The organism is Micromonospora sp. CNB394 (assembly GCF_000374985.1).
In the GTDB taxonomy this organism is placed as follows: Bacteria; Actinomycetota; Actinomycetes; order Mycobacteriales; family Micromonosporaceae; genus Micromonospora; species Micromonospora marina.
The window spans coordinates 176627-199616 of the sequence record NZ_KB895831.1; the positions used below are offsets into that span (position 1 = coordinate 176627).

The following is a 22990-nucleotide window of genomic DNA, read 5'->3' on the forward strand; positions in this document are numbered from 1 at the left end:
GCTCCCGGCGGTCAGGCCGCTCATCGCGGCTCCCGGCGGTCAGGCCGCTCATCGCGGCTCCCGGCGGTCAGCTCGGCGAGGACCTCGTCCAGCCGTGCGTAGCTCTCCGCCCAGTAGTCGCGGTAGTCCGCCAGCCACGCGACGGCCTCCCGCAGCGGCCGGGCGTCGAGCCGGCAGGGACGGCGCTGGGCGTCCCGGCCCCGGGTGACCAGGCCGGCGCGTTCCAGCACCTTGAGGTGCTTGGAGACGGCCGGCTGGCTCATCGCGAACGGCTCGGCCAGCTCGGTGACGGTCGCCTCCCCGGCGGCCAGTCGGTTGAGGATGGCACGCCGGGTGGGGTCGGCGAGCGCGGCGAAGGTGGCGTCGAGCAGATCCGCGGACAATTCTATAACCTCCCGGTTGTGTAACCAGTCGGTTGTATATGACGGGAGCGCCCGGGTCAAGCACGACAGGCCCCGGCGAACCGCCGGGGCCTGTCGGACCGGGTGTGGATCAGCAGGCGTACGCCTCCAGCCGGTTCGCCCGCTCCGGGTCGCGCAGCTTGAGCAGCGTGACCTTCTCGATCTGCCGGATCCGTTCCCGGGACAGGCCGAACTCGCGGCCGACCTCGTCCAGCGTGCGCTGGCGGCCGTCGTCCAGGCCGAAACGCAACCGGATCACCGCCTGCTCCCGCTGCGACAGGGTGGCCAGCACGATGCGTACCTCGTTGCGCAGCTCGCCGTTCGCGGCGGCGTCGCCCGGCTCGGCGCGCGGGTCGACAGCGGCGACGAAGTCGCCGAGGGCGCTCTCGCCGTCCTCGCCGACCGCCTGGTCCAGGCTGACCGGCTCCCGGTCGTAGGAGATCAGCTCGATCACCTGGAACTCGGGGATCTCCAGCGCCACCGCCACCTCGCTCACATTCGGCTCGCGGCCCAGCGTCACCGACAGCTCGCGGCGTACCCGGACCATCCGGTTGACCTGCTCGACCATGTGCACGGGGATGCGGATGGTGCGGGCCTGGTCGGCCATGGCGCGGGTGATGGCCTGGCGGATCCACCAGGTGGCGTACGTGGAGAACTTGTAGCCCTTGGTGTAGTCGAACTTCTCGACCGCGCGGATGAGGCCGAGGTTGCCCTCCTGGATGAGGTCGAGGAAGGCCATGCCGCGGCCGGTGTACCGCTTGGCGATGCTCACCACCAGCCGCAGGTTCGCCTCCAGCAGGTGGTCCTTGGCCGCGCGGCCCTCGGCCACGATCAGCGTCAGGTCCGCGTTCAGCTCGGCGGAGACGGGGGTGCAGGTGGCCAGCTTCTCCTCGGCGAAGAGGCCGGCCTCGATCCGCTTGCTCAGCTCGACCTCCTGCGCCGCGGTGAGCAGCTTGGTGCGGCCGATGCCGTTCAGGTACGCCCGGACCAGGTCGGTGGAGACGCCGCGCTCGTCGGTGGCGTCGAGGTCCGTGAGGGTGACGTCCATGTCCTTGTGCTCGATCATCTGCTGGGTCATCTCTGTTCTCCCCGTGTCCGACGTGCCTACCGGTCCCGTGCCGCCCACGCGGTGGTGGCCGATGACAAACAGCTTGGCGGTCGGGGCGTGAGACGGGAGTGAGGCGATCGGAGACCCGACAGGAATCCTCGCGGGAATCCGGCATCCGCTTGCCCGGCGCGGTTACCGTGCCAGCGACCGGCCGTCGGGGCCGGTGCGGCACTGACGATCGGAGAACGTGGTGGTCTTCAAGCGGCTCATGCAGGCGATGGGTGTGGGCGGACCGTCGGTGGAGACGGTGCTGGCCAACCCGAACTGCCGCCCGGGCGGCGTTCTGGAGGGCCGGATCCAGGTGGTCGGCGGCGACCACCCGGTGGACGTGAGCTACGTCGCACTCGGCCTGGTCACGCGGGTCGAGGTGGAGAGTTCCGATTCGGAGTACGACGTCAACCAGGAGTTCGGCCGGGCCCAGATGACCGGCCCGTTCCGGCTGGAGCCGGGGCAGCGGCACGACGTGCCGTTCCGCTACCAGGTGCCCTGGGAGACGCCGCTGACCGACCTGTACGGCCAGCACCTGCACGGCATGACGATGGGTCTGCGTACCGAGCTGGAGGTGGCGCGGGCGGTGGACAAGGGCGACATGGACGCCGTGTCGGTGCACCCGCTGCCCGCCCACGAGCGGTTGCTGGAGGCGCTGCTACGGCTGGGTTTCCGCTTCGCCCGCGCCGACGTCGAGCGTGGACACATCTACGGCCTGCACCAGCAGTTGCCCTTCTACCAGGAGATCGAGTTCTACCCGGCGCCGCAGTACGCGGGCGCGATGAACCAGCTGGAGGTCACCTTCGTGACCGATCCGCGCCAGGTGCACGTGGTGCTGGAGCTGGACAAGCGGGGCGGCCTGTTCACCGAGGGCCGGGACGCGTTCGGCCGGTTCACGGTGGACCACGCGACGGCGGACCGTACCGACTGGGCCGCGCAGCTCGACGGCTGGCTGCGTCAGTCGCTGTCCCGTCGCGGGCTGTTCTTCTAGAGGTCGAGCACGAGGGTGCGGGGACCGACGTTGACGCTCTCCACGAGCATGTGGGCGCGGAAGCGGCCGGTCTCCACCTTCGCGCCCCGGCCACGCAACTGTTCGACGACGGCGTCCACCAGGGGTTCGGCCACCTCGGCGGGCGCGGCGGCGGTCCAGCTCGGCCGCCGGCCCTTGCGGGCGTCGCCGTAGAGCGTGAACTGGCTGACCACGAGCAGTGGCGCCCCGACGTCCGCGGCACTGCGCTCGTCGTCGAGGATGCGCAGTTCGTGCAGCTTGCGGGCCATCGTGGCGGCCACCTGCGGGGTGTCGGTGTGGGTGACACCGAGCAGCACCAGCAGCCCGTCGGCGATCTCCCCGGTCACCTCGTCGTCGACTGTCACCCGGGCCCGGCCGACCGTCTGCACCACCGCTCGCATCAGTCGGTCACCGGCTCGACGATGCCGCGCTCGACCAGGTGCGCCACGATCGGTCCGGCCGCCTCGGCCAGCTCGTCCGGCGCCACGTCGTGCGCGGCGGCGAGCAGGGCGAGCTGGTCGCGCAGCGGCAGGCGGCCGTCGGCGCCGCCGACCAGGGCGAGTACCAGCGGGTCGATCTCCTCCGACCAGCGCAGGCCGCGGGGCGTGGCCAGGACCTGTCGGTCCACCGCCCAGCCGTCGTCGCCCATGGTGGCCTCCTGCCGCAGCTGGAGCCCTTCGGCGGCGCGGTAGCGGGCGGCGAGCAGCGCCTCGGTGTCCCGGGCGCGCAGCCAGTCCTGCCGGGCGAACCACTCGCCGATCCGGTCGCCCAGCGGCGGCTCGACGCGCTGGCGCAGGTCCTCCACCCGGACGACCGGTTGGTCGTGCCCGGAGCGGCGCAGCGAGACGATGCCGAAGCCGACCGCCTCGACCTTGTGCGCGTCGAACCAGTCCAGCCAGGCGGCCATCCGCTGCGGGTCGGCGCTCTCGCCGACGTCGGTGAGCCAGAGGTTCACGTACGCCATCGGGTCGGCCACCTCGCGCTGGATGACCCAGGCGTCCAGGCCGGTTCCGCTGAACCAGCCGGTGACCCGCTCGGCCCAGTCCTCGCCGGTGACGTGCACCCAGTTCGCCAGGTACTGCATGGTGCCGCCCTCGGTGAGCAGGCCCGGCGCGGCGGCGGCCAGCTCCGCGCCGATCGCGTCGCCGACCCGCCCGGAGTCCCGGTAGACGTGCGTGGTGGTGCCCGGGCCGACCACGAACGGCGGGTTGCTGACCACCAGGTCGAAGCGACGCCCGGCCACCGGGGCGACCATGTCCCCGCGCAGCAGCTCCCAGTCCTGCCCGTTGAGCGCGGCGGTGGTCGCGGCGAACCGCAGCGCCCGCTCGGAGACGTCGGTGGCGGTGACCCGGCGGGCGTGGGTGCCCAGGTGCAGCGCCTGGACGCCGGAGCCGGTACCGAGGTCGAGTGCGGTGTCCACGGCCGGGCGTACGGCGGCAGAGATCAGCGTCTGGGTGGCGCCGCCGATGCCCAGCACGTGCTCGGCGTGCAGCGGGCGCCCGGGCCGTGCGGCGGCTGGCACGTCGGCGAGCACCCACCAGTCGTCCCCGTACGGCTCCAGGTCGACCCCGGCGCGCAGGCCGTCGCCGTGCCGCTCCACGATGCCCCCGGCGAGCGCCTCGTCCACGGCGAGCGGGGCCAGCGCGGCGGCGACCGCCGCCTCCGGCTCGGTCTGGTCGCAGATGAAGACCCGGATCAGCGTGGCCAGCCGGTCCCGGTCCTGGGTGGCGCGCAGCGCGGCCCGGTAGTCGTTGCGGGCCACCGCGCCGGTGCCCTGCGGGCCCAGGCGGTCGGCGATCCCGTTGGCGGTGAAGCGGGCGAGCGTCAGCGCGGTGCGCAGCGCGTCGATCCCGGCGGGGGAGAGCAGCATGTCGTGACGGTCCACGTGCCCATCCTGCCCCGGGCGCCGCCCGGCGTGGCGCGGCACCCGCCGAATCCATAACGCCGACCGCATCTATCGGTAACTATCTCTTTCATGTTTATCGATCTCTGGTTAGCATTCCTGCCAACATCAGTCGATGAGGGCGATCCGGCCACAAGCCGGGCCGCCCCGGTAGGGAGCCAGACGATGCCCGACGTGTCCCTTCCCCGGCGGCGCGCGCTGCGTGCGCTCGCCGTCACGGCCGCCGCCGCGGCCTTCGCCGCCGCCGCCTCCACGCCCGCTCTCGCCGCGCCCACCGGGGAGATCCGGTACGCCGGCGCCGCGGACGCCGTCAGCGGCAGCTACGTGGTCGTGCTCAAGGGCGACGCGGTCGGCACCGCGAACAGCCTCGCCGCCCGCACCGCCGTACCGGACCGGGCCGCCGGCCTGGCCAAGCGCTACGGCGGAAACGTCGGCACGGTGTGGAGCTCCGCTCTCACCGGCTACAGCGCGAAGATGACCCCCGCCCAGGCTCGCCGGCTCGCCGCCGACCCGGCCGTCGCGTACGTCGAGCAGGACCGCGTGATGACCACCCAGGGCACCCAGACCGGCGCCACCTGGGGCCTGGACCGGATCGACCAGCGCAACCTGCCGCTCAACGGCACCTTCACCTATCCGAACACCGCCAGCAACGTGCGCGCCTACATCATCGACACCGGCATCCGCACCACGCACACCGACTTCGGCGGCCGGGCCACCTGGGGCACCAACACGGTCGACACCAACAACACCGACTGCAACGGCCACGGCACCCACGTCGCCGGCACGGTCGGCGGCACCAAGTACGGCGTGGCGAAGGGCGTGCGCCTGGTGGCCGTCAAGGTGCTCAACTGCTCCGGCAGCGGCACCACCGCCGGTGTGATCAGCGGCGTCAACTGGGTCACCTCGAACGCGGTGAAGCCGGCCGTCGCCAACATGAGCCTCGGCGGCGGCGCCAGCAGCACGCTTGACAACGCGGTGGTCAACTCGATCAACTCCGGCATCACGTACGCGCTCGCGGCCGGCAACTCCAGCGCCAACGCGTGCAACTCCTCGCCCGCCCGGGTCGGCGCGGCGATCACCGTCGGCTCGACCACCAGCAGCGACGCGCGGTCGTCCTTCTCCAACTACGGCTCCTGCGTGGACATCTTCGCCCCGGGTTCGTCGATCACCTCCGCGTGGCGCACCAGCGACACCTCGACAAACACGATCAGCGGCACCTCGATGGCGTCCCCGCACGTGGCCGGCGCGGCGGCGCTCGTCCTGTCCGCGAACACCTCCTACACCCCGGCTCAGGTGGCCAGCTACCTGACCAGCAACGCCACCACCGGCAAGGTGACCAACCCCGGCTCGGGCTCACCGAACCGGCTGCTCTTCGTCGTCAACTGACGACACGGGTGACCTGACCACCCGGTGGGCCGCGGCCCGGTGGACCTCGCAGGGGTCCGCCGGGCCGCGTCACGTCGCCGGGGAGTCGCCGCCCGGTCGGCGGCGCGGCGCGGCACTATGTCCCCATGACGCTGTCACTGCCCATCGACCCGCAGGCCAACGAACTGCTGGCACGCAGCCCGCTGGCCCTGCTCCTCGGCATGGTGCTGGACCAGCAGGTGCCGATGGAGAAGGCGTTCTCCTCCCCGTACGTGCTGGCGCAGCGGCTCGGCCACGAGCCCGACGCCGCGGAACTGGCCGGGTACGACCCGGAGGCGCTCGTGGAGGTCTTCGCCCGGCCGCCCGCGCTGCATCGGTTCCCCAAGGCGATGGCGGCCCGCGTGCAGGAGGTGTGCCGGGCCCTCGTCGAGCGCTACGACGGCGACCCGGCCCGGCTCTGGTCCGACGTGACCGACGGCCGGGAGCTGCTGCGCCGGGTGGGTGAGCTGCCCGGGTTCGGCCGGCAGAAGGCGCAGATCTTCGTCGCGTTGCTCGGCAAGCGGTTCGGGATCACCCCGGACGGCTGGCGCGAGGCGGCCGGCGACTACGGCGACGCCGACGCCCACCGGTCGGTCGCGGACGTGACCGATCCGGAGTCGCTGCGCCGGGTGCGCGAGTTCAAGCAGCGGATGAAGGCGGAGGCGAAGGCCGCGAAGGGCTGATCCGCCGCCCGCCGCCGCAACCGGCCCACCGTCCCTGTCGTTTGTCGCCAGGACGGGGGACGGGGGCCGACGATGACCGAGCAGCGGGGCGGGGCGCTGCTGCGTACCGGGTCCAGTCCCGGGCGGGCCACGTTCCTGGAGCTCTTCTTCGACCTGGTCTTCGTGTTCGCACTGACCCGGGTCTCGCAGCGGCTGATAGGCGGACTCGACGGCTCGCCCGGTGCGGTGGCCGCCGAGGTGGGCAAGACCCTGCTGCTGTTCCTGGTGCTCTGGCACGTCTGGACGATCACCACCTGGGTCACCAGCCGGTACGAGCCGGAGCGCGTCGCCATCCAGACCGTGGTGGTCGGCACCATGTTCGGCAGCCTGGTGCTGGGGGTGACGCTGCCCCGTGCGCTGGAGGAACGGGCGCTGCCGTTCGCGCTCGCGTACGTGGTGGTGATGGTCGGCCGGCCGCTGGTCATCGCGGCGGCGTTGCGCGGGCACCCGCGGCGCCTGGTGCCGCTGCGGCTGGCCGCCTGGGCGGCGGCCGGCGCGCCGCTGTGGATCGCCGGTGCCCTGATGGCCGACGTGCGCCTGCCGCTGTGGGTCGTCGCGCTGACCGTGGACTACCTCGGCACGTTTCGCGGCTGGCCGCTGCCGGGGATCGGGGCGTCGCGTATCCGGCAGTGGCTGGTCGCCGGGGAGCACCTCGCCGAGCGCTACCAGCAGATCTTCCTCATCGCGCTCGGGGAGTCGATCCTGGTGATCGGCATGACGTACAGCGGGAAGGAGTTCTCCGTCGACGCGGCGGCGGCGTTCGCGATCTCGTTCGTGATCACCGCGTTGCTCTGGCGCATCTACTTCTACCGGGCCGGTCATCTGCTGGCCGAGGCCCTGCGGATGGCCGGCACGCCGGGGCGGCTGGCCGAGTCGGCCGCGCAGACCCACCTGTTCATGGTGCTCGGCGTGCTCAGCGCCGCTGTCGGTTACGAGCTGGTCATCGCCCACCCGTACGACACGGCCCGGCCGAGCTGGCTGGTCTTCGTGGTGGGCGGCCCGGCGCTGTTCCTCGCCGCCCGCTCCCGGTTCGAGTACGAGATCTTCGGCCGGGTGTCCCGCCCCCGGCTGGCCGGGATGCTGGTCCTGGTGCTGCTCCTGCCCGCGCTGGCGGCCGTGCCGGCGATGTACGCGCTCGGTGCGGTGGCCCTCGTGCTGGCGCTCGTCGCATTCGCGGACGCCCGCCGGGCCTGGCACCGGCCGCCGGAGCCCTCCGCCTCGCCGATCGGCCGGGAGATGCTCGGCGAGGCCGGCCCGGAGGCGTGAGCCGTCAGGTGGCGGTCGGGCGGGACAGCGACGCCAGCGCGCGGCGTACGTCGGCCAGCGAGACGGTGGCGGAGTCGTCCAGGTCGGCCAGACCGGCCTCGATCCACTGCCGCATCAGCGTGGTCACGCCGATGCCGCGCGCGTCGGCGGCGGCGCGGACCCGCTCGTAGGTCTCCAGTGGGAGCCGGACCGACCGGCTGACCATCGGCACGTCGGTGTCGGGGGTGGGTAGCTGCGCCGGTGACGTGTCGTCGATCAGGTCGGCGAACGCGTCGCCCCCGGCGTGGAACCGCTTGGTCGCCTCGTCGCGGTGCATCGTGACCGCCTCCTCGTCGGTGTGACGTCGTCCCCGAGGTGGCGGATGACCCGGCGGTTGCTGTGCAGGGCCTCCCAGACTTCCCCGGGTGTGACGTCGTAGACCCGCAGGTTCGCCAGCGCCTCGTCGGTGAAGCTGAACCGGTTGGCCACGAGACGAAGCGTACCACGCGCGTAACACGCAGCCGCCTGTCACGATTCTCGCCGATCAGCCGTCCGGAGTGACAGGATGGGCCCTATCCCCTCGTAGGAGGTCCGTGGTGAAGCGTCAGGCGTACCAGCCGATACTGATCACCGACGCCCCGCGCAGCCAGGACGACCAGCTCAACAGCCGGCAGAAGCGGTACGTGCTGATGATGGCCATTCGGGTCGCGTGTCTGGTCGCGGGCGCGATCCTGGTCGGCGCGAAGGCCCCGCTGCTCTGGCTCTGGCTGCCGCTGTGCGCGCTCGGCATGGTGCTCGTGCCCTGGCTGGCGGTGCTGCTGGCGAACGACCGGCCGCCGAAGGAGGAGCACCGCCTGGCGAACCGTTTCCACCACCGGCGCCGCGAGGAGCCCGCCCCCACCGCGCTGACCGCGCAGGAGAACCCGCACAAGATCATCGACGCCGAGCCCTGACCGGTCCGGGCGGAACACCGCCCGGACCGGCCGCCCGCGTCAGGGTGCCGGGCGGGCGCCCACGGTCGTCACCGCCAGCGCGCCCAGGTCACCGGCCCGCCCCAGCGCGGCACGCGGGCCGGCACCGGCCAGCCACGCGGTGAGCAGCCCGGCCGCGAACGCGTCCCCGGCGCCCGTCACGTCCACCACGTCCACCCCGGGCGCGGGCGCGAACTCCACCACTCCGCCGCGCTCCACCCACACCGCGCCCGCCGCGCCGCGCTTGACCACCACCCGGTGCGCCACCGCGGTCAGCGCCCGCGCCTGCGCCGCCGGGTCCAGCCCGCCGGCCAGCACCGTCGCCTCGTCCGTGTTGACCAGCAGCAGGTCGACGTCGCGTACCCAGGTCAGGAACGCCCCGCCGACGCGCCGCAGCGGCGCCGCGGACGCCGCGTCGACGCTGACGGTCAGCCCGCGCTCGTGGGCGGTGGCCAGCGCGCGCAGGCCGGCGCCGCGCGACCCGACGTCCAACAGGGTGTACGCGGACAGGTGCAGATGCCCGGCGTCGGGCGCGGCGGCCAGCGCCGCGTCCACGTGCCCGGCGGTCAGCCGCAGGTTCGCGCCCCGCTGGCTGATCATCGTGCGCTCCCCGTCGTGGGCGAGCACGATGACGGTGCCGGTCGGGTAACCCTCGTGCCGCTCCACTACGCAGTCGACACCGATCCCGGTCAGCTCGGCCACCCGTTCCCGGCCGGTCTCGTCGTCGCCGACGGCGGCGACGAGCGTCACCGCCGCGCCCTGCCCGGCGAGCCAGGCCGCGGTGTTCGCCGCCTGCCCGCCGCCGCTGAACCGGATCCCGGCCGCGGTGTCCGAGCCGGTCGCGAGCGGCCCGGACAGCACCGCGAGCACGTCGGTGATCACGTCGCCGACGACGACGATGCGCGGCCTCCCGCTCATGGAGTGCTGGCTGGGCATGTCCGCACGGCCCTCGCTGCGCTCGGTGCGTTCGGTCATGGGGTGCGAGTGCGTCGGGCCGCCGCCACGGCGACCGCGATCCGGGCCGCGAGGTCGGCGTTGCGCAGGATGATCCGGACGTTGACGGCCAGGCTGGCGCCCTCGGTCGCGGAGTGGAAGTGCGACAGCAGGAACGGCGTGACCGCCTTGCCGGTGACCCCCTGGCGGGCCAGCGCGGCCAGTCCCTCGGCGAGCGTGCGGTCGTGCAGCGCCGGATCGAGCTGCTCGTCGGCGGGCAGCGGGTTGGCCACCACCAGCCCGCCGTGGTGCACGCCGTGCGCCGCGCGGGCGGCCAGCACGTCCGCCACCTGCTCCGGCGACTCGACCGACCAGTCCAGGTCGAAGCCCGCGTCGGTGCGGTAGAAGCCGGGGAAGCGGCGGGTGCGGTAGCCGACCACGCCCACCCCGAGCGTCTCCAGCCGCTCCAGCGTGGCGCCCACGTCGAGGATCGACTTCACCCCGGCGCAGACCACGGCGATCGGCGTCCGGGCCAGCGTGACCAGATCGGCCGACTCGTCGAACGTCTGCGCCGCCTCCCGGTGCACGCCGCCGAGCCCGCCGGTGGCGAACACGCCGATCCCGGCCGCCGCCGCGACCGCGCTCGTGGCCGCGACTGTGGTGGCGCCGTCCGCGCCCGTCGCCGCCGCCGGGGCCAGGTCGCGGACCGAGAGCTTGCTCACGCCGTCGACGGTGGCGAGCCGGGTGAGCTGGGTGTCGTCCAGCCCCACCCGCAGCTCGCCGGCGACCATGCCGATGGTGGCCGGCACCGCGCCCGCGTCCCGTACCGCCCGCTCGATCTCGCGTGCCACGCGCAGGTTGTCCGGCCGGGGCAGCCCGTGCGAGACGATCGTGCTCTCCAACGCCACGACCGGGCGGCCGTCCCGCAGGGCGTCGGCCACCTCACTACCGAGACTGATGTGAAAGTTGGTCACGTCGGTTACCGTACGGGCCGCTTCCGGCCGGGGCCCAGGTGGACCGGGGCGGATCGACCTGCAAAACTGGGACGCGGGAGGTGGAGTCGTGAGCACAGAGATCCTCGAGCGTCCCGAGCTGAAGGACGCGGACACTGGTCCGGAGATGTTCCACTACGTCCGCAAGGAGAAGATCGCCGAGAGTGCCGTCATGGGCACCTACGTGGTCGCGCTCTGCGGCGAGACGTTCCCGGTCACCAAGGCGGCCAAGCCGGGCTCCCCGGTCTGCCCGAAGTGCAAGGAGATCTACGACTCGTACGCCGAGTGATCCCGGGCGGCTCCGCCGCCCCTGGACGTAACCTGCGGCGGTGACCACCTCCACCGCCCTTCTGCTCGCCGACCTGACCGGCGTGGCGGTCTTCGCCGCCTCCGGCGCCTCAGCGGCGGTGGCGAAACGGCTCGACCTGTTCGGGGTGGTCTTCGTCGGCGTGGTCGCCGCCCTCGGCGGCGGCATCTTCCGCGACCTGGTCATCGACGAGGTGCCCCCGCTGGCGTTCGCCGACTGGCGCTACGCCGCCACCGCGGCGGTCACCGCCGCGGCCGTGTTCTGGCTGCATCCCCAACTCGCCCGGCTGCGCACCACGGTGCTGGTGCTGGACGCGGCGGGTCTCGGCCTGTTCACCGTCACCGGCACGCTCAAGGCCCTCGACGCCGCCGTGCCGGCGGTCGGCGCCTGCATGATCGGCATGCTCACCGCGATCGGCGGCGGGCTGGGCCGGGACCTGTTGACCGGCGAGATCCCGGTGGTGCTGCGCCGGGAGATCTACGCGCTCGCGGCGCTCGCCGGCTCGGTCGCGGTGGCGCTGCTGTCGGCGTGCGGACAGGCCACCGCCGTGCCGCTCACCGGCGCCGCGCTGTTCGTGTTCGGGCTGCGCCTGGTCGCCCTGCGCCGCCGCTGGTCCGCCCCGGTGGCGACGCTGCGACCGCCGCGTACCGGCACCCGGGGACCACTGCCCTGACCCGCGTCTCGCGCCCGTCCCACGCCGGGACGCCGCCTACCTCGTGATCGTCCGGCGGCTCGCGCCGTGCGCCGGGGTGGGCGGATGTGACGGGCGTGGCGTCGAGTGGGGTGTCCGGCCCGCGCTGGTTATGCTGAACCGGCCTTCGCGGCACCGGATGCGCGAGGGCGTTTTCATGGGCGGCGGCTCCCGTGGCCCCGGGCGGGCCCGCCGCCGTCCGCGGCGGAGAGGAGCTACGCGTGCCACCGCGGATGCCGGCGCTCGACACGTTCCCGCCCCTGCGCGCCTGGCAACGCAAGGCGCTCGTGGAGTACCTGCGCCGCCGGACCGAGGACTTCACAGCGGTCGCCACGCCGGGCGCCGGTAAGACCACGTTCGCGCTGCGCATCGCCGCCGAGTTGCTCGCCGACGGCACCGTCGAGGCGGTCACCGTGGTCGCGCCGACCGAGCACCTGAAGACCCAGTGGGCGCAGGCCGCCGCCCGGGTCGGCATCCAGCTCGACGCCGCGTTCCGCAACGCCGACCTGCACTCCGCCGCCGACTTCCACGGCGCGGTGGTCACGTACGCCCAGGTCGGCATGGCGCCGCAGGTGCACCGGCGGCGCACCATGACCCGCCGCACGCTGGTCGTCCTCGACGAGATCCACCACGCCGGCGACTCCCGTACCTGGGGCGACGGCGTCAAGGCGGCGTTCGATCCCGCGGTACGCCGGCTGATGCTCACCGGTACGCCGTTCCGCTCCGACGACAACCCGATCCCGTTCGTCACCTACGAGCGCGGCGGCGACGGGCTGCTGCGCTCCCGCGCCGACTCGGTCTACGGCTACTCCGACGCGCTGCGCGAGGGCGTGGTGCGGCCGGTGCTGTTCCTGGCGTATTCGGGGGAGACCCGGTGGCGCACCAACGCCGGGGAGGAACTGGCCGCCCGCCTCGGCGAGCCGATGACCCAGGACCTGGTCGCCCAGGCGTGGCGGACCGCGCTGGACCCGGCCGGCGACTGGATGCCGCAGGTGCTGCGTGCCGCCGACGCCCGGTTGACGGTGCTGCGCGCCAACGGCATGGCTGATGCGGGCGGCCTGGTCATCGCCAGCGATCAGCAGGTGGCCCGCTCGTACGCGAAGCTGCTGGAGCAGGTGACCGGTGAGAAGGCCGCCGTGGTGCTCTCCGACGACCAGGGCGCGTCCGCGCGGATCGCGACGTTCGCCGCCTCGCAGCAACGGTGGCTGGTCGCGGTGCGGATGGTGTCCGAGGGTGTCGACATCCCCCGGCTGGCGGTCGGCGTGTACGCGACGAGCGCCAGCACCCCGCTGTACTTCGCGCAGGCGATCGGCCGGTTCGTCCGGGCCCGCCGTTCCGGCGAGACCGCGTCGGTGTTCCTGCCCAGCGTGCCGCACCTGCTCGGGCTCGCCAGCGAGATGGAGGCCGAGCGGGACCACGTGCTCGGCAAGCCGAAGGACCGCGAGGGCTTCGACGACGACCTGCTGGAGCGCGCCCAGCGCGACGACGGCGCCAGCGGTGAGCTGGAGAAGCGTTTCGCCGCGCTCTCCGCGACCGCCGAGCTGGACCAGGTCATCTTCGACGGGGCGTCGTTCGGCACCGCCGCCCAGGCCGGCACCCCGGAGGAGGAGGAGTACCTCGGCCTGCCCGGTCTGCTCACCGCCGACCAGGTCTCGCTGCTGCTGACCAAACGGCAGGCCGAGCAGCTCGCCGCGCAGAAGCGCCGGGCCGCCCAGCGGACCGCTGAGCCGGCCGCTGCGGCCCCGGCGGTGGCACCCCCACCGATGAGTGCCGCACAGCGCCGGGTGGCGCTACGGCGGCAGCTGAACGCCCTGGTGGCCGCCCGCCACCACCACACCGGCCAGCCGCACGGGAAGATCCACGCCGAGCTGCGCCGGATCTGCGGTGGCCCGCCCAGCGCGCAGGCCACGATCGAGCAGCTCGAGGAGCGCATCGCCACCGTGCAGACCTTGTAAGGAAGGGCCCCCTGTTAACGCCTCCGGTAGAGCAGGGGCCCCTTCTTAACACCGCACCGCCTCAAGACCGCACCGCACGAAAAACCGGCCGGCGGCTCCCCTTGCGGGTGCCGCCGGCCGGTCATGTCGGGTTGTGGACTTCTTGTCGGACCTCAGTTCGCCATCAGATCGGCGCCTCGCCAGCTGAACTCCGGGTCCGACGCGTAGCGCACGGTGATCTTCACGAGATCCTCCGCGTACTTGTTCGCGTGGTGCCCACAGAACACCAGCTCGCTCCCACCCGCCAGAGTGATGCGGAGCTTGCCGGCAGCATTGCAGCGGTCGCACCGTTCATCGGCGGCCGGGGGGCTCACCGTCTCGGGCGGCGGCGTGAGGGTCGGGGTCATCGCCTTCCTCCTCTGGTCGTCACCGATGAACACTCTCTTCGGTTGCTCACCTATCGTGCAACACCCATCTCGGGCCCTGCCTTCCCTGTGTGCCCGCGGGGGACCGAGGTCACACCTGGCGTGGGAGACAGTGTGCCGTGCACCAAGGGTGCCACGTCAACGATCACAAACAGGCAACCGACCGATCACCGTTCAGTGTTCTACGGCTGGTGATCAAACCGGCACGATTTGTTGACGTGCGCGGTCAGTCCAGGTAGTCGCGGAGCACCTGGGAACGCGAGGGGTGCCGCAACTTGGACATGGTCTTGGATTCGATCTGCCGGATGCGTTCCCGGGTCACGCCGTACACCTGGCCGATCTCGTCCAGAGTGCGCGGCTGGCCGTCGGTGAGGCCGAAACGCAGGCGCACCACGCCCGCCTCACGCTCGGACAGCGTCTGGAGGACCTGCTGGAGCTGGTCCTGGAGCAGTGAGAACGACACCGCGTCGACAGCGACGACCGCCTCGGAGTCCTCGATGAAGTCGCCGAGTTGGCTGTCGCCCTCGTCACCGATGGTCTGGTCGAGCGAGATGGGCTCCCGGGCGTACTGCTGGATTTCCAGCACCTTCTCCGGTGTGATGTCCATCTCCTTGGCCAACTCCTCCGGGGTGGGCTCGCGGCCCAGGTCCTGGAGCAGCTCGCGCTGGATCCGGCCGAGCTTGTTGATCACCTCGACCATGTGCACGGGGATGCGGATGGTGCGGGCCTGGTCCGCCATGGCGCGGGTGATGGCCTGGCGGATCCACCAGGTGGCGTACGTGGAGAACTTGTAGCCCTTTGTGTAGTCGAACTTCTCGACCGCGCGGATGAGGCCGAGGTTGCCCTCCTGGATGAGGTCGAGGAAGGCCATGCCGCGGCCGGTGTACCGCTTGGCCAGCGAGACCACGAGCCGCAGGTTGGCCTCCAGCAGGTGGTTCTTGGCCCGCTCGCCGTCCCGGGAGATCCACATCAGGTCGCGCTGGAGGTCGCGGACCAGCTTCTCCTCGCCCTCGTCGGCGGCGCGCAGCCGCTCGGCGGCGTAGAGGCCGGCCTCGATCCGCTTGGCCAGCTCGACCTCCTGCTCGGCGTTGAGCAGCGGCACCTTGCCGATCTGCTTCAGGTACGCCCGCACGGAGTCGGCGGAGGCGGTCAGCTCGGCGTCCCGGCGCGCCTGCTTGAGCGCCTCGGACTCCTCGTCGTCCCACTCGAAGTCGTTGTCGGTGGCGGAGCTGGCCGCGTCGGCCTCGGCGGCCTTGGTCAGCTCGGCCGGCTCCTCGACCACCACGTCCTCGATCTCGGCGGCCAGTTCCTCCGGGTCGATCTCCCCGTCGGGGCCCTCGGTCTTGCCGCCGGCCTTGGCCGGCTTGGCCGCGGCGGTCTTGGCCGCCACCGTGGCCTTGGTGGCGCGGGTCGCCTTGGTCGCCTTCGCCGGGGCCGCGGCCTTGGCCACGTCGGCGGTGGTGGCCTTGCGCGCGGTCGCCTTCCGGGGGGCCGGGGCGGGCGACTCCTCGGCGGCGGGCGCCTGCTTCGGGGCGGGCGCGGCGGCCTTCTTGGTCGTCTTGGCCGTGGTCGCGCGGGAGGCGGGGGTGGCGGACCGGGCGGCGGCGACGCGGCGGCGGGTGCTCGCCGAGCCGTCCACCACCACCGTCACGCCCGCCTCGGAGAGCGCGCGGAGGATCTTCTTGGCCTGGGCCGGGGTCACCTCAGCGGACTCGACGGTGCGCGCGAGCTGGGCCGACGTGAGCTGGCCGCCGGCGCTCTGCGCGTGGGCGATCAGGGTGTCGGTGAGCGAGCGAACGTCGGCGCCGGTCTGGCGGGGATCTGTCACGAAGACCTTCCGGAGGCGAAAGAGCGAGCACGGCCGGGTCGTCCGGCGCAGCGTGGGACGGCCGCGCCGGGCGAGTCGTTGAGGACCCCCGTGTCCCGGGCCGTCCGGTCGCTGGCGGTCCGTGGCGCGTGGGCAGGGTGAATTGTAACGCCGTCTGCCGCGATCATCCCGCGCCGCACGGCGGACCTGCGGTCCCGGACCGCAGATTCGGCGCAGATGTGGACTTTGTAAGGATGATACCCGCGCACGAGACGGCCGGTCCCGATCGTGCCGGAAGGGGAGAGACATGATCACCTCGACGCCCACGGCGCGGGAGTTGCTCACGATCGCTGTCGACGTGGCCCGGGAGGCCGCCGTCACCGCGTACCGGATGCGGGTCGAGGGCGTCTCGGTGGCCGCGACCAAGAGCACGGTGACGGACGTGGTCACGGCCGCCGACCGGGCGGTGGAGCGGCAGGTGGTCGCCGCGCTGCGGCAGCGGCGGCCCGGTGACGCGGTGCTGGGCGAGGAGTACGGCGCGGGCGAGACCGGCCCCGCCGACCCCGACGGCGTGCGCTGGATCCTCGACCCGATCGACGGAACCGTGAACTACCTGTACGGGCTGCCGTACTGCGCCGTCTCGCTGGCCGCCGAGGTGGCCGGCGAGGTGGTCGCCGGCGTGGTCCGCAACATCGTCACCGGCGAGGAGTGGACCGCGACGCTCGGCGGCGGCGCCTGGCGCGACGGGCAGCGGCTGCACGGCTCGACCGCCACCGAACTGGGGCAGGCGCTCGTCGCCACCGGGTTCGGCTACGACGCCGGCCGCCGGGCCCACCAGGCACGGGTGGTGACCGAGCTGATCCCGCACATCCGGGACATCCGTCGGATGGGTGCCGCCGCGCTCGACCTCTGCCTGGCCGCCGAGGGACGGGTGGACGCGTACTACGAGAAGGGTCTGGCCGACTGGGACCTGGCCGCCGGCGGGCTGGTCGCCCGGGAGGCCGGACTGCTGGTGACCGGCCTGTCCGGCCGCCCGCCCGGCCCGGACCTGGTGCTCGCCGCGCCGCCGGCGCTGCAGGGGCCGCTGCACGACCGGCTGGTCGACCTGGACGCCTCCGGCGGGCCGTGACCGGCACCTGGGCGTGCGACGGGGCGGCCTCCGCGGAGGGCGACCGCCCCGTCTCGTCGTCGCGCCCGCCGCCTACTTCTCGATCGGCATCGGGCAGGTGCCGGTCGGGGCCTGCGGCGCGCCCAGGTCGCCGAGCGACTGGTTGACCTCGGTGGTGGTGGCGAGCTGCTGGTACTGCTCGCCCAGGACCACGTCGACCACGTCGTCCTTGCGGTTCGCGTCGAACTTCTGGTTGGCCTCGTTCAGGAAGTACGCGCGCAGCAGGTGTGCCGAGCCCACGGCCTTGGGGCCGAACCGCAGCTCGGCCACGCCGTCGAACGCCTTCTTCTCGTTGCCGACGTTCTTGACCTGGAACTTGCGGTTGCGGAAGTCGTCCGCGACGCTGCCGGCCCGGCCGGTCTCGTCGGTGGCGTTGTAGACGTTGATCTTGACGTCCTTCTGCTCCCGCAGCCGCAGGTCGACCAGCGGCCAGCCGTCCGGGCAGGCGTCCGCCGTACCGGCTGTGCCCTGACTGTCCTTCAGCACGGCGACGACCACGACGACCAGGGCGACGACCGCCAGCAGTCCGACGACAACGAGTGCCCGCACTCGCGCAAAACTCATCCTGGGCGCTCCCCGGACAGTGATTGGGTGGTGGCGGGCGACGCGGTCGGGCCGCGACCGGTCGGCCGTCCAGTACGCCGCTGAGGTTAACGCTTGTCCGGCTCAGGCGTGGAAACAGTCCGACATACCGGCGCGCCACGCGGTGAACCGGTAGGACTACCCCTATCTTCGTGTCGCCTGAGTCACATTGGGAACAACTTCGGGCGCAGAGGCGTACATCTCTCCCGCGAGGGCGGTATACATGCCTCGCCCACAGGGGGGGTAACGTTCCGCGCTCACCGGGGGCACTTCGCACCGGCGAGCCCGGCCCACCGCTCGTCGGGTCGGGTGCCCGACAGAGATGGTGGCCGGTCAGGGGAACCGAAACGGCGTCGTCCGGCGTTACAACCGGCAGCGACAATATCGATATTGGAGAGTGAAACCGATGGCCACCGACTACGACGCCCCGCGTCGCGACGAGGTCGACCTCGGCGAGGACAGCCTGGAAGAGCTCAAGGCCCGGCGGGTCGACTCACAGTCGGGCGCCGTGGACGTCGACGAGGCCGAGGTGGCCGAGAGCTTCGAGCTGCCCGGCGCCGATCTGGCCGACGAGGAGCTCACGGTAAAGGTCCTCCCGATGCAGCAGGACGAGTTCCGGTGCGCCCGCTGCTTCCTGGTCCACCACCGCAGCCAGCTGGCGGTCGAGCGCAACGGCGACCTGATCTGCCGCGAGTGCGTCTGACCCCGGACGGGGACACCAGCGGCGGCCTCCTCGACGGGGCCGCCGCTGTTCGAGCCGCCGCCGTGCGCGCGCGGCCGGGAGCTGCTTGACTCGTCACGGGCGGCTGCCACGCCGCGCGGAGCGGGAGGGCGGACGGGTGAGCGAGCGCAGCGAGGGAACCGGTGCCGATCGGACCCCGGCTCCGCAGGTGAGGCCGGCACCGGCCGACCCGGACGTGACAGCGGCGGGACCGGACACGGGACCGGCCGGCGCGGACACGGCACCCGATCCGACCGGCCCGGACACCGACGAGCTGGGTGCCACGGTCGCCGCCCTGACCGTCGACGACATCGCGCCGGCCCGCCGGCGGCAACTGCTCACCCGGCTGGTCGGGCAGGCCCGCGCCCGCGGCATCACCGACCTGTTCAAGCCCCGCGCGGCGGCGCGCTGGATGACCGACACGGTCGCCGAGGTCGCGCCGCACGTGCCGATCCGCGACCTCGCCACGCTGCGGCGGCACTTCCCCGGCCTGGACGACGAGGCGCTCGCCGACCGGCTGGTCCGCAACGCGTCCCGCGCCACCGCCGGGGTCGGCGCCGCGGGCGGCGGGGTCGCCGCCGTCGAGTGGGCGGTGACGCCCACCCTGCTCTCCGCACCCGTCCTGCTGGCCGCCGAGACGGTGGCCGTGGTGGCGATCGAGCTGAAGCTGATCGGCGAGCTGCACGAGGTCCACCGGGTGCCGCTGCCGGCCGGGGGCACCGGCCGTGCCGTGGCGCTCGTGCAGTCCTGGGCCACCCAGCGGGGGATCAACCCGATGATGCCGGGCGTCGGGGTGAGCGCGGTGCTCGGCACCGCCGCGCGCCGGGAACTGCGGGACAGCCTGATGCGCCGATTCGGGCGAAACCTCACCACGCTCGGGCCGTTCCTGACCGGCGCCGCAGTGGCGGGCTACCTCAACCGCCGGGCCACCCGCGCGCTCGGCGAGCAACTGCGCAAGGACCTGCGGCGTACCGCGCGTGCCCTGCCCGAGGTGCCGTCCTGACCGGGCCCGTGCCGGGACGTGGCGGAGGCGGGCCGGGGTGGACCGTCAGGCCGCGTCGCGGGCGGCCAGCAGGGCGGTCGCCAGCTCGACCGGGTGCCGCGTGCTGACCACCCAGAACGGGGTCGGGTCGGCCGGGTCGTCGAGCACCACCTGCACCGCGCCACCGATCCACGGCCGCTGCACCACGAAGGCGAGCGGGTCGGAGCCGACGCCGAGCACCTCGCGCCGGCCGGACGCGTCCAGCGGCACCACGTCCGCGACGTACCGCACCGGCAGGTGGGCGTCGTCCACCCGCAGTTCGCCGTCACGCACCTCGACCCGGATCCGGCCCAGCCACCACAGGGCGGCCACCGCGGCCGGGATCAGCAGCACGAACGGCAGCCAGGCCCGTACCCCGGTCGCGCCCATCCAGAGCTCGACCGCGAGCAGAGCGGCAGTGGCCAGCCCGGCCGGCCAGGCCCACCAGGGCAGCCCGAGGCGCTCCGCGTACGGCGCGGCGGTGGCCGTCGGGGCGGCCGCAGATGACGACTGACGCACACAGACGAGGGTACGGCGCGTCGACGGCCCGGCAACCGGCAGGATGGCAGGGGCACCCCGCAGGACCGGACGGAAGAGGATGACCGTGACAGACGTCGTACCCGTGCCCGTGCGGCTGCTCGACCCGGAGCTGCCACTGCCGGCGTACGCCCATCCCGGCGACGCCGGGGCGGACCTGGTGGCCGCCGCGGACGTCGAGCTGCCCCCCGGCGGCCGGGCCCTGGTGCCCACCGGCGTGGCGGTGGCGCTGCCGGACGGTTACGTCGGGCTGGTGCACCCCCGATCCGGACTCGCGGCCAGACTCGGCGTGACGGTGCTCAACGCGCCCGGTACGGTCGACGCCGGCTACCGGGGTGAGATCCTGGTCAACCTGATCAACCACGATCGGGACACGCCGGCCACGATCAGCCGGGGTGACCGCATCGCGCAGCTCGTGGTCCAGCGGGTCGCCAGGGCCGAGTTCCGGCCGGTGGCCGAGCTGCCCGAGTCCCGGCGTGGCACGGGCGGGCACGGGTCCACCGGCGGGCACGCCGGACTGGTCCCGGCGCCGTCCGGCGGGCAGAGCGAAGAGGTGGCAGGGTGAGTGTGAACAGCGGAGGGTGGGCGCAGTGATCTTCTCCCGGAAGCGGGCCGACGAGGCGCGTGACAATGGGGTCCTCGACGCCGAGGTGACCTCGTCGGCGCCGGCACGCGGCCCGTACGACGTCAGCGAGGCGCCCGACGCGCCTCGGCTCGACCTGGGCAGCCTGCAGATCCCGGCGGTGCCGGACGTCGAGGTGCGGGTCCAGGCCGACCCGCAGGGCGTGATCCAGCAGGTCGTGCTGGTGCACGGGCAGAACGCGCTCCAGCTCGGCGTCTTCGCCGCGCCCCGTTCCGAGGGCATCTGGGACGAGGTGCGCGAGGAGATCCGCCAGTCGCTCGTCAGCGACGGCGCGACCGCCCAGGAGGTCGAAGGGGAGCACGGGCCCGAGCTGCGCGCCCGGGTGCGTACCCCGGACGGGCCGACCGACCTGCGGTTCGTCGGCATCGACGGCCCGCGCTGGATGGTGCGCGGCGTCTTCCAGGGCGCGGCCGCCACCGACCCGGCCGCCACCGGGCCGCTCGCGGCCTGCCTGGACGGCCTGGTCGTCGACCGTGGCCAGGAGGCCAAGCCGGTGCGCGAGCCGCTGCCGCTGCGGCTGCCCCGCGAGGTCGCCGAGCAGCAGGCCGCCGACGCGCAGGAGGTCTGATCCACGCGTTCCCGGGCCCGGCGCCGATCGGCGCCGGGCCGCGGTGTGTCCGGGGGCGGCGACACGTCGCTCCCCCCGGCGGGCCACGGCGGCGTACGCTGGCGGGACGGTTCCGCCGCCCGCGGGGCCCCGCTGTGGAGAGGTGACGCGGAGGTCATGACGACCGACGAGAGCCGGGGGTCGCTGCGGCGGCTCCTGCACCGGCTCACCGCGAGCGAGGCCGAGATCGAGGCGCAGGAGCTGCGCCGGGAGAGCGCCGAGTCCGGCGGCACCCCCGCCCACCAGTGCAACAGGGGCCAGGTGGTGTCGGTGGCCGGTCGGCTGCGTACCGTCGTCTACACGCCCCGCACGAACCTGCCGACGCTCGAAGCCGACCTGTACGACGGCAACGACGTGGTGACCCTGGTCTGGCTGGGCCGCCGGCACATCGCCGGGATCGAGCCGGGCCGGCACCTGACCGCGCGCGGCCGGGTGGCGGTGCGCGACGACCGCAAGGTGATCTACAACCCGTACTACGAGCTGGAGTCGCCGAAGTGACGACCGGACAGCAGCACACCCCGTCGGGCCTCGGCCCCCAGGACGAGGAGCGGCTGCCGAGCCTCGCCGAGCAGATGGCCGACCAGCTCGGCGGATGGCGCGGGCTGGTCGAGTCGAGCATCCCGGTGGTGGTCTTCGTGATCGCCAACGTGATCGGCGAGCTGCGCCCCGCCGTGTACGCCTCGGTGGCGGTGGCGCTGCTGATCGCCGGGCTGCGGCTGGCCCAGCGCAAGCCGGTGCGGCACGCCGTAAACGGTCTGTTCGGCGTCGGCATCGGCGCGCTGCTGGCGCTGCGCACCGGCGACGAGCGCGACTTCTACCTGCCGGGCATCCTCTACGGCATCGGGTACGGCCTGGCGCTGCTGCTGTCGGCCGCGATCCGGCAGCCGCTGGTCGGCTGGATCTGGTCGGTGCTGGTGGCCAAGGGCCGCTCCGAGTGGCGCGACGACCCGAAGCTGGTGCGCACCTTCACCCAGCTCACCGTGCTCTGGGGCGTGGTGTGGCTGGCCAAGGTCGGCGTGCAGGCCGCGCTCTACCTGGCCCACCAGGACACCGCGCTCGGCGTGGCCCGGCTCGCCCTGGGCTACCCGCCGTACGCGCTGCTGCTGCTGATCACGGTCTGGGTGGTGCGCCGGGTCACCCGGGAGCCCGCACCCACCCCGCTGCCCGGCGCCTGACGCCTCAGGAGCGGTCCCGGTGGCGGTCCGCGCTGGCCGGGCCGAGAATCACCGCGCGCACGTCGTCCTCCACCGCCGCGGTGCAGACGAACACCAGCTCGTCGCCGGCCTCGATCGGGTCGTCCGGGGTCGGCACCAGCACCCGCTTGCCGCGCACGACCGCCACCAGCGCCGCGTCCCGGGGGATCGGCACCGCGTGGATCGGCTGCCCCACGTACGGCGCGGTCGGCGGCAGCGTGATCTCGACCAGGTTCGCCTCACCCTGGCGGAACGTCATCAGCCGGACCAGGTCGCCGACGGTGACCGCCTCCTCGACCAGCGCCGCCATCACCCGCGGCTTGCTGACCGCGACGTCCACGCCCCACTGCTCGGTGAACAACCACTCGTTCTCCGCCCGGTTGACCCGGGCCACCACGCGGGGCACCGCGAACTCGGTCTTGGCCAGCAGCGACACCACCAGGTTGACCTTGTCGTCGCCGGTGGCGGCCACCACCACGTCGCACCCGGCCACGTTCGCCTCCTCCAGGCTGGCCAGCTCGCACGCGTCGGCGAGCACCCAGTCGGCGGCCGGCACCCGGTCGGGCCGCAGCATCTTCGGCTGCCGCTCGATCAGCATCACCTGGTGGCCGTTGTCGATCAGCTCCTGGGCGATCGAGCGGCCCACGTTGCCGGCGCCGGCGATGGCGATCCGCATGG

The 22990-nt window shown here is 73.2% G+C and carries 27 protein-coding genes; 15 read left to right on the top strand and 12 right to left on the bottom strand.

Annotation, left to right across the window (positions count from 1 at the left end; genetic code table 11):
* Window positions 1-20: 20 nt before the first annotated feature.
* Both C569_RS0111845 and sigB read right to left on the bottom strand, forming a co-directional pair.
* Entirely contained in the window at window positions 21-383 is a 363-nt protein-coding gene (locus C569_RS0111845) for a helix-turn-helix transcriptional regulator (RefSeq protein ID WP_018785995.1), read from the bottom strand.
* A 109-nt stretch (window positions 384-492) separates the two neighbouring features.
* Complete coding sequence (gene sigB / locus C569_RS0111850; protein ID WP_018785996.1) at window positions 493-1479, bottom strand: RNA polymerase sigma factor SigB; 987 nt, start codon at window positions 1477-1479, stop codon at window positions 493-495.
* A gap of 220 nt (window positions 1480-1699) precedes the next feature.
* Here sigB and C569_RS0111855 point away from each other — a divergent pair, with 220 nt between their 5' ends.
* Entirely contained in the window at window positions 1700-2488 is a 789-nt protein-coding gene (locus C569_RS0111855; RefSeq protein WP_026268037.1) for a sporulation protein, read from the top strand.
* Here C569_RS0111855 and dtd read toward each other — a convergent pair.
* Window positions 2485-2907 carry a D-aminoacyl-tRNA deacylase gene (dtd, locus tag C569_RS0111860; protein WP_018785998.1) on the bottom strand — a complete coding sequence of 141 codons (423 nt, stop codon included), beginning with the start codon at window positions 2905-2907 and terminating at the stop codon, window positions 2485-2487. The two genes, C569_RS0111855 and dtd, sit on opposite strands and share 4 nt — an antisense overlap.
* Window positions 2907-4391, bottom strand: coding sequence for a methyltransferase (locus tag C569_RS0111865; RefSeq protein ID WP_018785999.1), 1485 nt, complete (start codon window positions 4389-4391; stop codon window positions 2907-2909). Before C569_RS0111865 ends, dtd begins: the two co-directional genes overlap by 1 nt.
* Window positions 4392-4574: 183 nt before the next feature.
* Between C569_RS0111865 and C569_RS0111870 the strand changes: the two genes are divergently transcribed.
* From C569_RS0111870 to C569_RS0111880, 3 genes are all read left to right on the top strand, one after another.
* Entirely contained in the window at window positions 4575-5795 is a 1221-nt protein-coding gene (locus tag C569_RS0111870) for a S8 family peptidase (protein WP_018786000.1), read from the top strand.
* 125 nt (window positions 5796-5920) lie between these two features.
* Entirely contained in the window at window positions 5921-6496 is a 576-nt protein-coding gene (locus tag C569_RS0111875; RefSeq protein WP_018786001.1) for an HhH-GPD-type base excision DNA repair protein, read from the top strand.
* 72 nt (window positions 6497-6568) lie between these two features.
* Entirely contained in the window at window positions 6569-7801 is a 1233-nt protein-coding gene (locus tag C569_RS0111880) for a low temperature requirement protein A (RefSeq protein WP_018786002.1), read from the top strand.
* A gap of 4 nt (window positions 7802-7805) precedes the next feature.
* Here C569_RS0111880 and C569_RS0111885 read toward each other — a convergent pair whose 3' ends face one another.
* Complete coding sequence (locus tag C569_RS0111885; protein ID WP_018786003.1) at window positions 7806-8117, bottom strand: hypothetical protein; 312 nt, start codon at window positions 8115-8117, stop codon at window positions 7806-7808.
* A gap of 259 nt (window positions 8118-8376) precedes the next feature.
* On the opposite strand from C569_RS0111885, the gene C569_RS0111890 reads away from it, so the two are divergent.
* A complete protein-coding gene (locus C569_RS0111890) occupies window positions 8377-8733 on the top strand; it encodes a DUF3099 domain-containing protein (protein WP_026268038.1) in 357 nt (118 codons plus the stop codon).
* A 39-nt stretch (window positions 8734-8772) separates the two neighbouring features.
* Here the strand turns inward: C569_RS0111890 and C569_RS0111895 are convergent, their stop codons facing one another.
* Both C569_RS0111895 and C569_RS0111900 read right to left on the bottom strand, forming a co-directional pair.
* On the bottom strand, window positions 8773-9669 hold the full coding sequence (locus C569_RS0111895) for a carbohydrate kinase family protein (protein WP_026268039.1): 897 nt from the start codon (window positions 9667-9669) through the stop codon (window positions 8773-8775).
* A 53-nt stretch (window positions 9670-9722) separates the two neighbouring features.
* Window positions 9723-10658, bottom strand: a complete 936-nt coding sequence (locus C569_RS0111900) for a pseudouridine-5'-phosphate glycosidase (protein ID WP_026268040.1) — start codon at window positions 10656-10658, stop codon at window positions 9723-9725.
* Window positions 10659-10746: 88 nt separating this feature from the next.
* Between C569_RS0111900 and C569_RS0111905 the strand changes: the two genes are divergently transcribed.
* The 3 genes from C569_RS0111905 (at window position 10747) to C569_RS0111915 (ending at window position 13629) form a co-directional block, all read left to right on the top strand.
* The gene (locus C569_RS0111905; RefSeq protein ID WP_018786007.1) at window positions 10747-10965 is read left to right on the top strand and encodes a DUF3039 domain-containing protein; all 219 of its coding nucleotides are present in this window, start codon (window positions 10747-10749) and stop codon (window positions 10963-10965) included.
* 40 nt (window positions 10966-11005) lie between these two features.
* Complete coding sequence (locus C569_RS0111910) at window positions 11006-11656, top strand: trimeric intracellular cation channel family protein (RefSeq protein WP_018786008.1); 651 nt, start codon at window positions 11006-11008, stop codon at window positions 11654-11656.
* A 251-nt stretch (window positions 11657-11907) separates the two neighbouring features.
* Complete coding sequence (locus C569_RS0111915; RefSeq protein WP_018786009.1) at window positions 11908-13629, top strand: DEAD/DEAH box helicase; 1722 nt, start codon at window positions 11908-11910, stop codon at window positions 13627-13629.
* Between the two features lie 152 nt (window positions 13630-13781).
* Here C569_RS0111915 and C569_RS0111920 read toward each other — a convergent pair whose 3' ends face one another.
* Together C569_RS0111920 and C569_RS0111925 are read right to left on the bottom strand one after the other, a co-directional pair.
* Window positions 13782-14015, bottom strand: coding sequence for a hypothetical protein (locus C569_RS0111920; protein WP_013284786.1), 234 nt, complete (start codon window positions 14013-14015; stop codon window positions 13782-13784).
* A 244-nt stretch (window positions 14016-14259) separates the two neighbouring features.
* Window positions 14260-15861 (bottom strand): RNA polymerase sigma factor, encoded by a 1602-nt coding sequence (locus tag C569_RS0111925; RefSeq protein WP_018786010.1) that lies wholly within the window; start codon window positions 15859-15861, stop codon window positions 14260-14262.
* A gap of 286 nt (window positions 15862-16147) precedes the next feature.
* Here C569_RS0111925 and C569_RS0111930 point away from each other — a divergent pair, with 286 nt between their 5' ends.
* On the top strand, window positions 16148-16969 hold the full coding sequence (locus C569_RS0111930; protein ID WP_018786011.1) for an inositol monophosphatase family protein: 822 nt from the start codon (window positions 16148-16150) through the stop codon (window positions 16967-16969).
* A gap of 72 nt (window positions 16970-17041) precedes the next feature.
* On the opposite strand, the gene C569_RS0111935 is transcribed toward C569_RS0111930, so the two are convergent.
* Window positions 17042-17557, bottom strand: coding sequence for a LytR C-terminal domain-containing protein (locus C569_RS0111935; protein WP_018786012.1), 516 nt, complete (start codon window positions 17555-17557; stop codon window positions 17042-17044).
* Between the two features lie 439 nt (window positions 17558-17996).
* Here C569_RS0111935 and C569_RS0111940 point away from each other — a divergent pair, with 439 nt between their 5' ends.
* Window positions 17997-18293 (top strand): DUF4193 domain-containing protein, encoded by a 297-nt coding sequence (locus C569_RS0111940; protein WP_013284790.1) that lies wholly within the window; start codon window positions 17997-17999, stop codon window positions 18291-18293.
* Window positions 18294-18507: 214 nt separating this feature from the next.
* The gene (locus tag C569_RS0111945; protein ID WP_036345662.1) at window positions 18508-19314 is read left to right on the top strand and encodes a hypothetical protein; all 807 of its coding nucleotides are present in this window, start codon (window positions 18508-18510) and stop codon (window positions 19312-19314) included.
* A 45-nt stretch (window positions 19315-19359) separates the two neighbouring features.
* Here the strand turns inward: C569_RS0111945 and C569_RS0111950 are convergent, their stop codons facing one another.
* Window positions 19360-19851, bottom strand: coding sequence for a DUF3093 domain-containing protein (locus tag C569_RS0111950; protein ID WP_018786014.1), 492 nt, complete (start codon window positions 19849-19851; stop codon window positions 19360-19362).
* A gap of 85 nt (window positions 19852-19936) precedes the next feature.
* Between C569_RS0111950 and dut the strand changes: the two genes are divergently transcribed.
* From dut to C569_RS0111970, 4 genes are all read left to right on the top strand, one after another.
* A complete protein-coding gene (dut, locus tag C569_RS0111955; RefSeq protein WP_026268042.1) occupies window positions 19937-20434 on the top strand; it encodes a dUTP diphosphatase in 498 nt (165 codons plus the stop codon).
* Window positions 20435-20459: 25 nt separating this feature from the next.
* A complete protein-coding gene (locus tag C569_RS0111960; RefSeq protein WP_018786016.1) occupies window positions 20460-21080 on the top strand; it encodes a DUF3710 domain-containing protein in 621 nt (206 codons plus the stop codon).
* Window positions 21081-21236: 156 nt separating this feature from the next.
* Window positions 21237-21617: an OB-fold nucleic acid binding domain-containing protein gene (locus C569_RS0111965; protein WP_013284795.1), complete on the top strand. Its 381-nt coding sequence runs from the start codon at window positions 21237-21239 to the stop codon at window positions 21615-21617.
* Window positions 21614-22294: a DUF3159 domain-containing protein gene (locus C569_RS0111970; RefSeq protein WP_018786018.1), complete on the top strand. Its 681-nt coding sequence runs from the start codon at window positions 21614-21616 to the stop codon at window positions 22292-22294. Before C569_RS0111965 ends, C569_RS0111970 begins: the two co-directional genes overlap by 4 nt.
* Window positions 22295-22298: 4 nt before the next feature.
* Here C569_RS0111970 and C569_RS0111975 read toward each other — a convergent pair whose 3' ends face one another.
* On the bottom strand, window positions 22299-22988 hold the full coding sequence (locus tag C569_RS0111975) for a TrkA family potassium uptake protein (RefSeq protein WP_018786019.1): 690 nt from the start codon (window positions 22986-22988) through the stop codon (window positions 22299-22301).
* Window positions 22989-22990 lie beyond the last annotated feature (2 nt).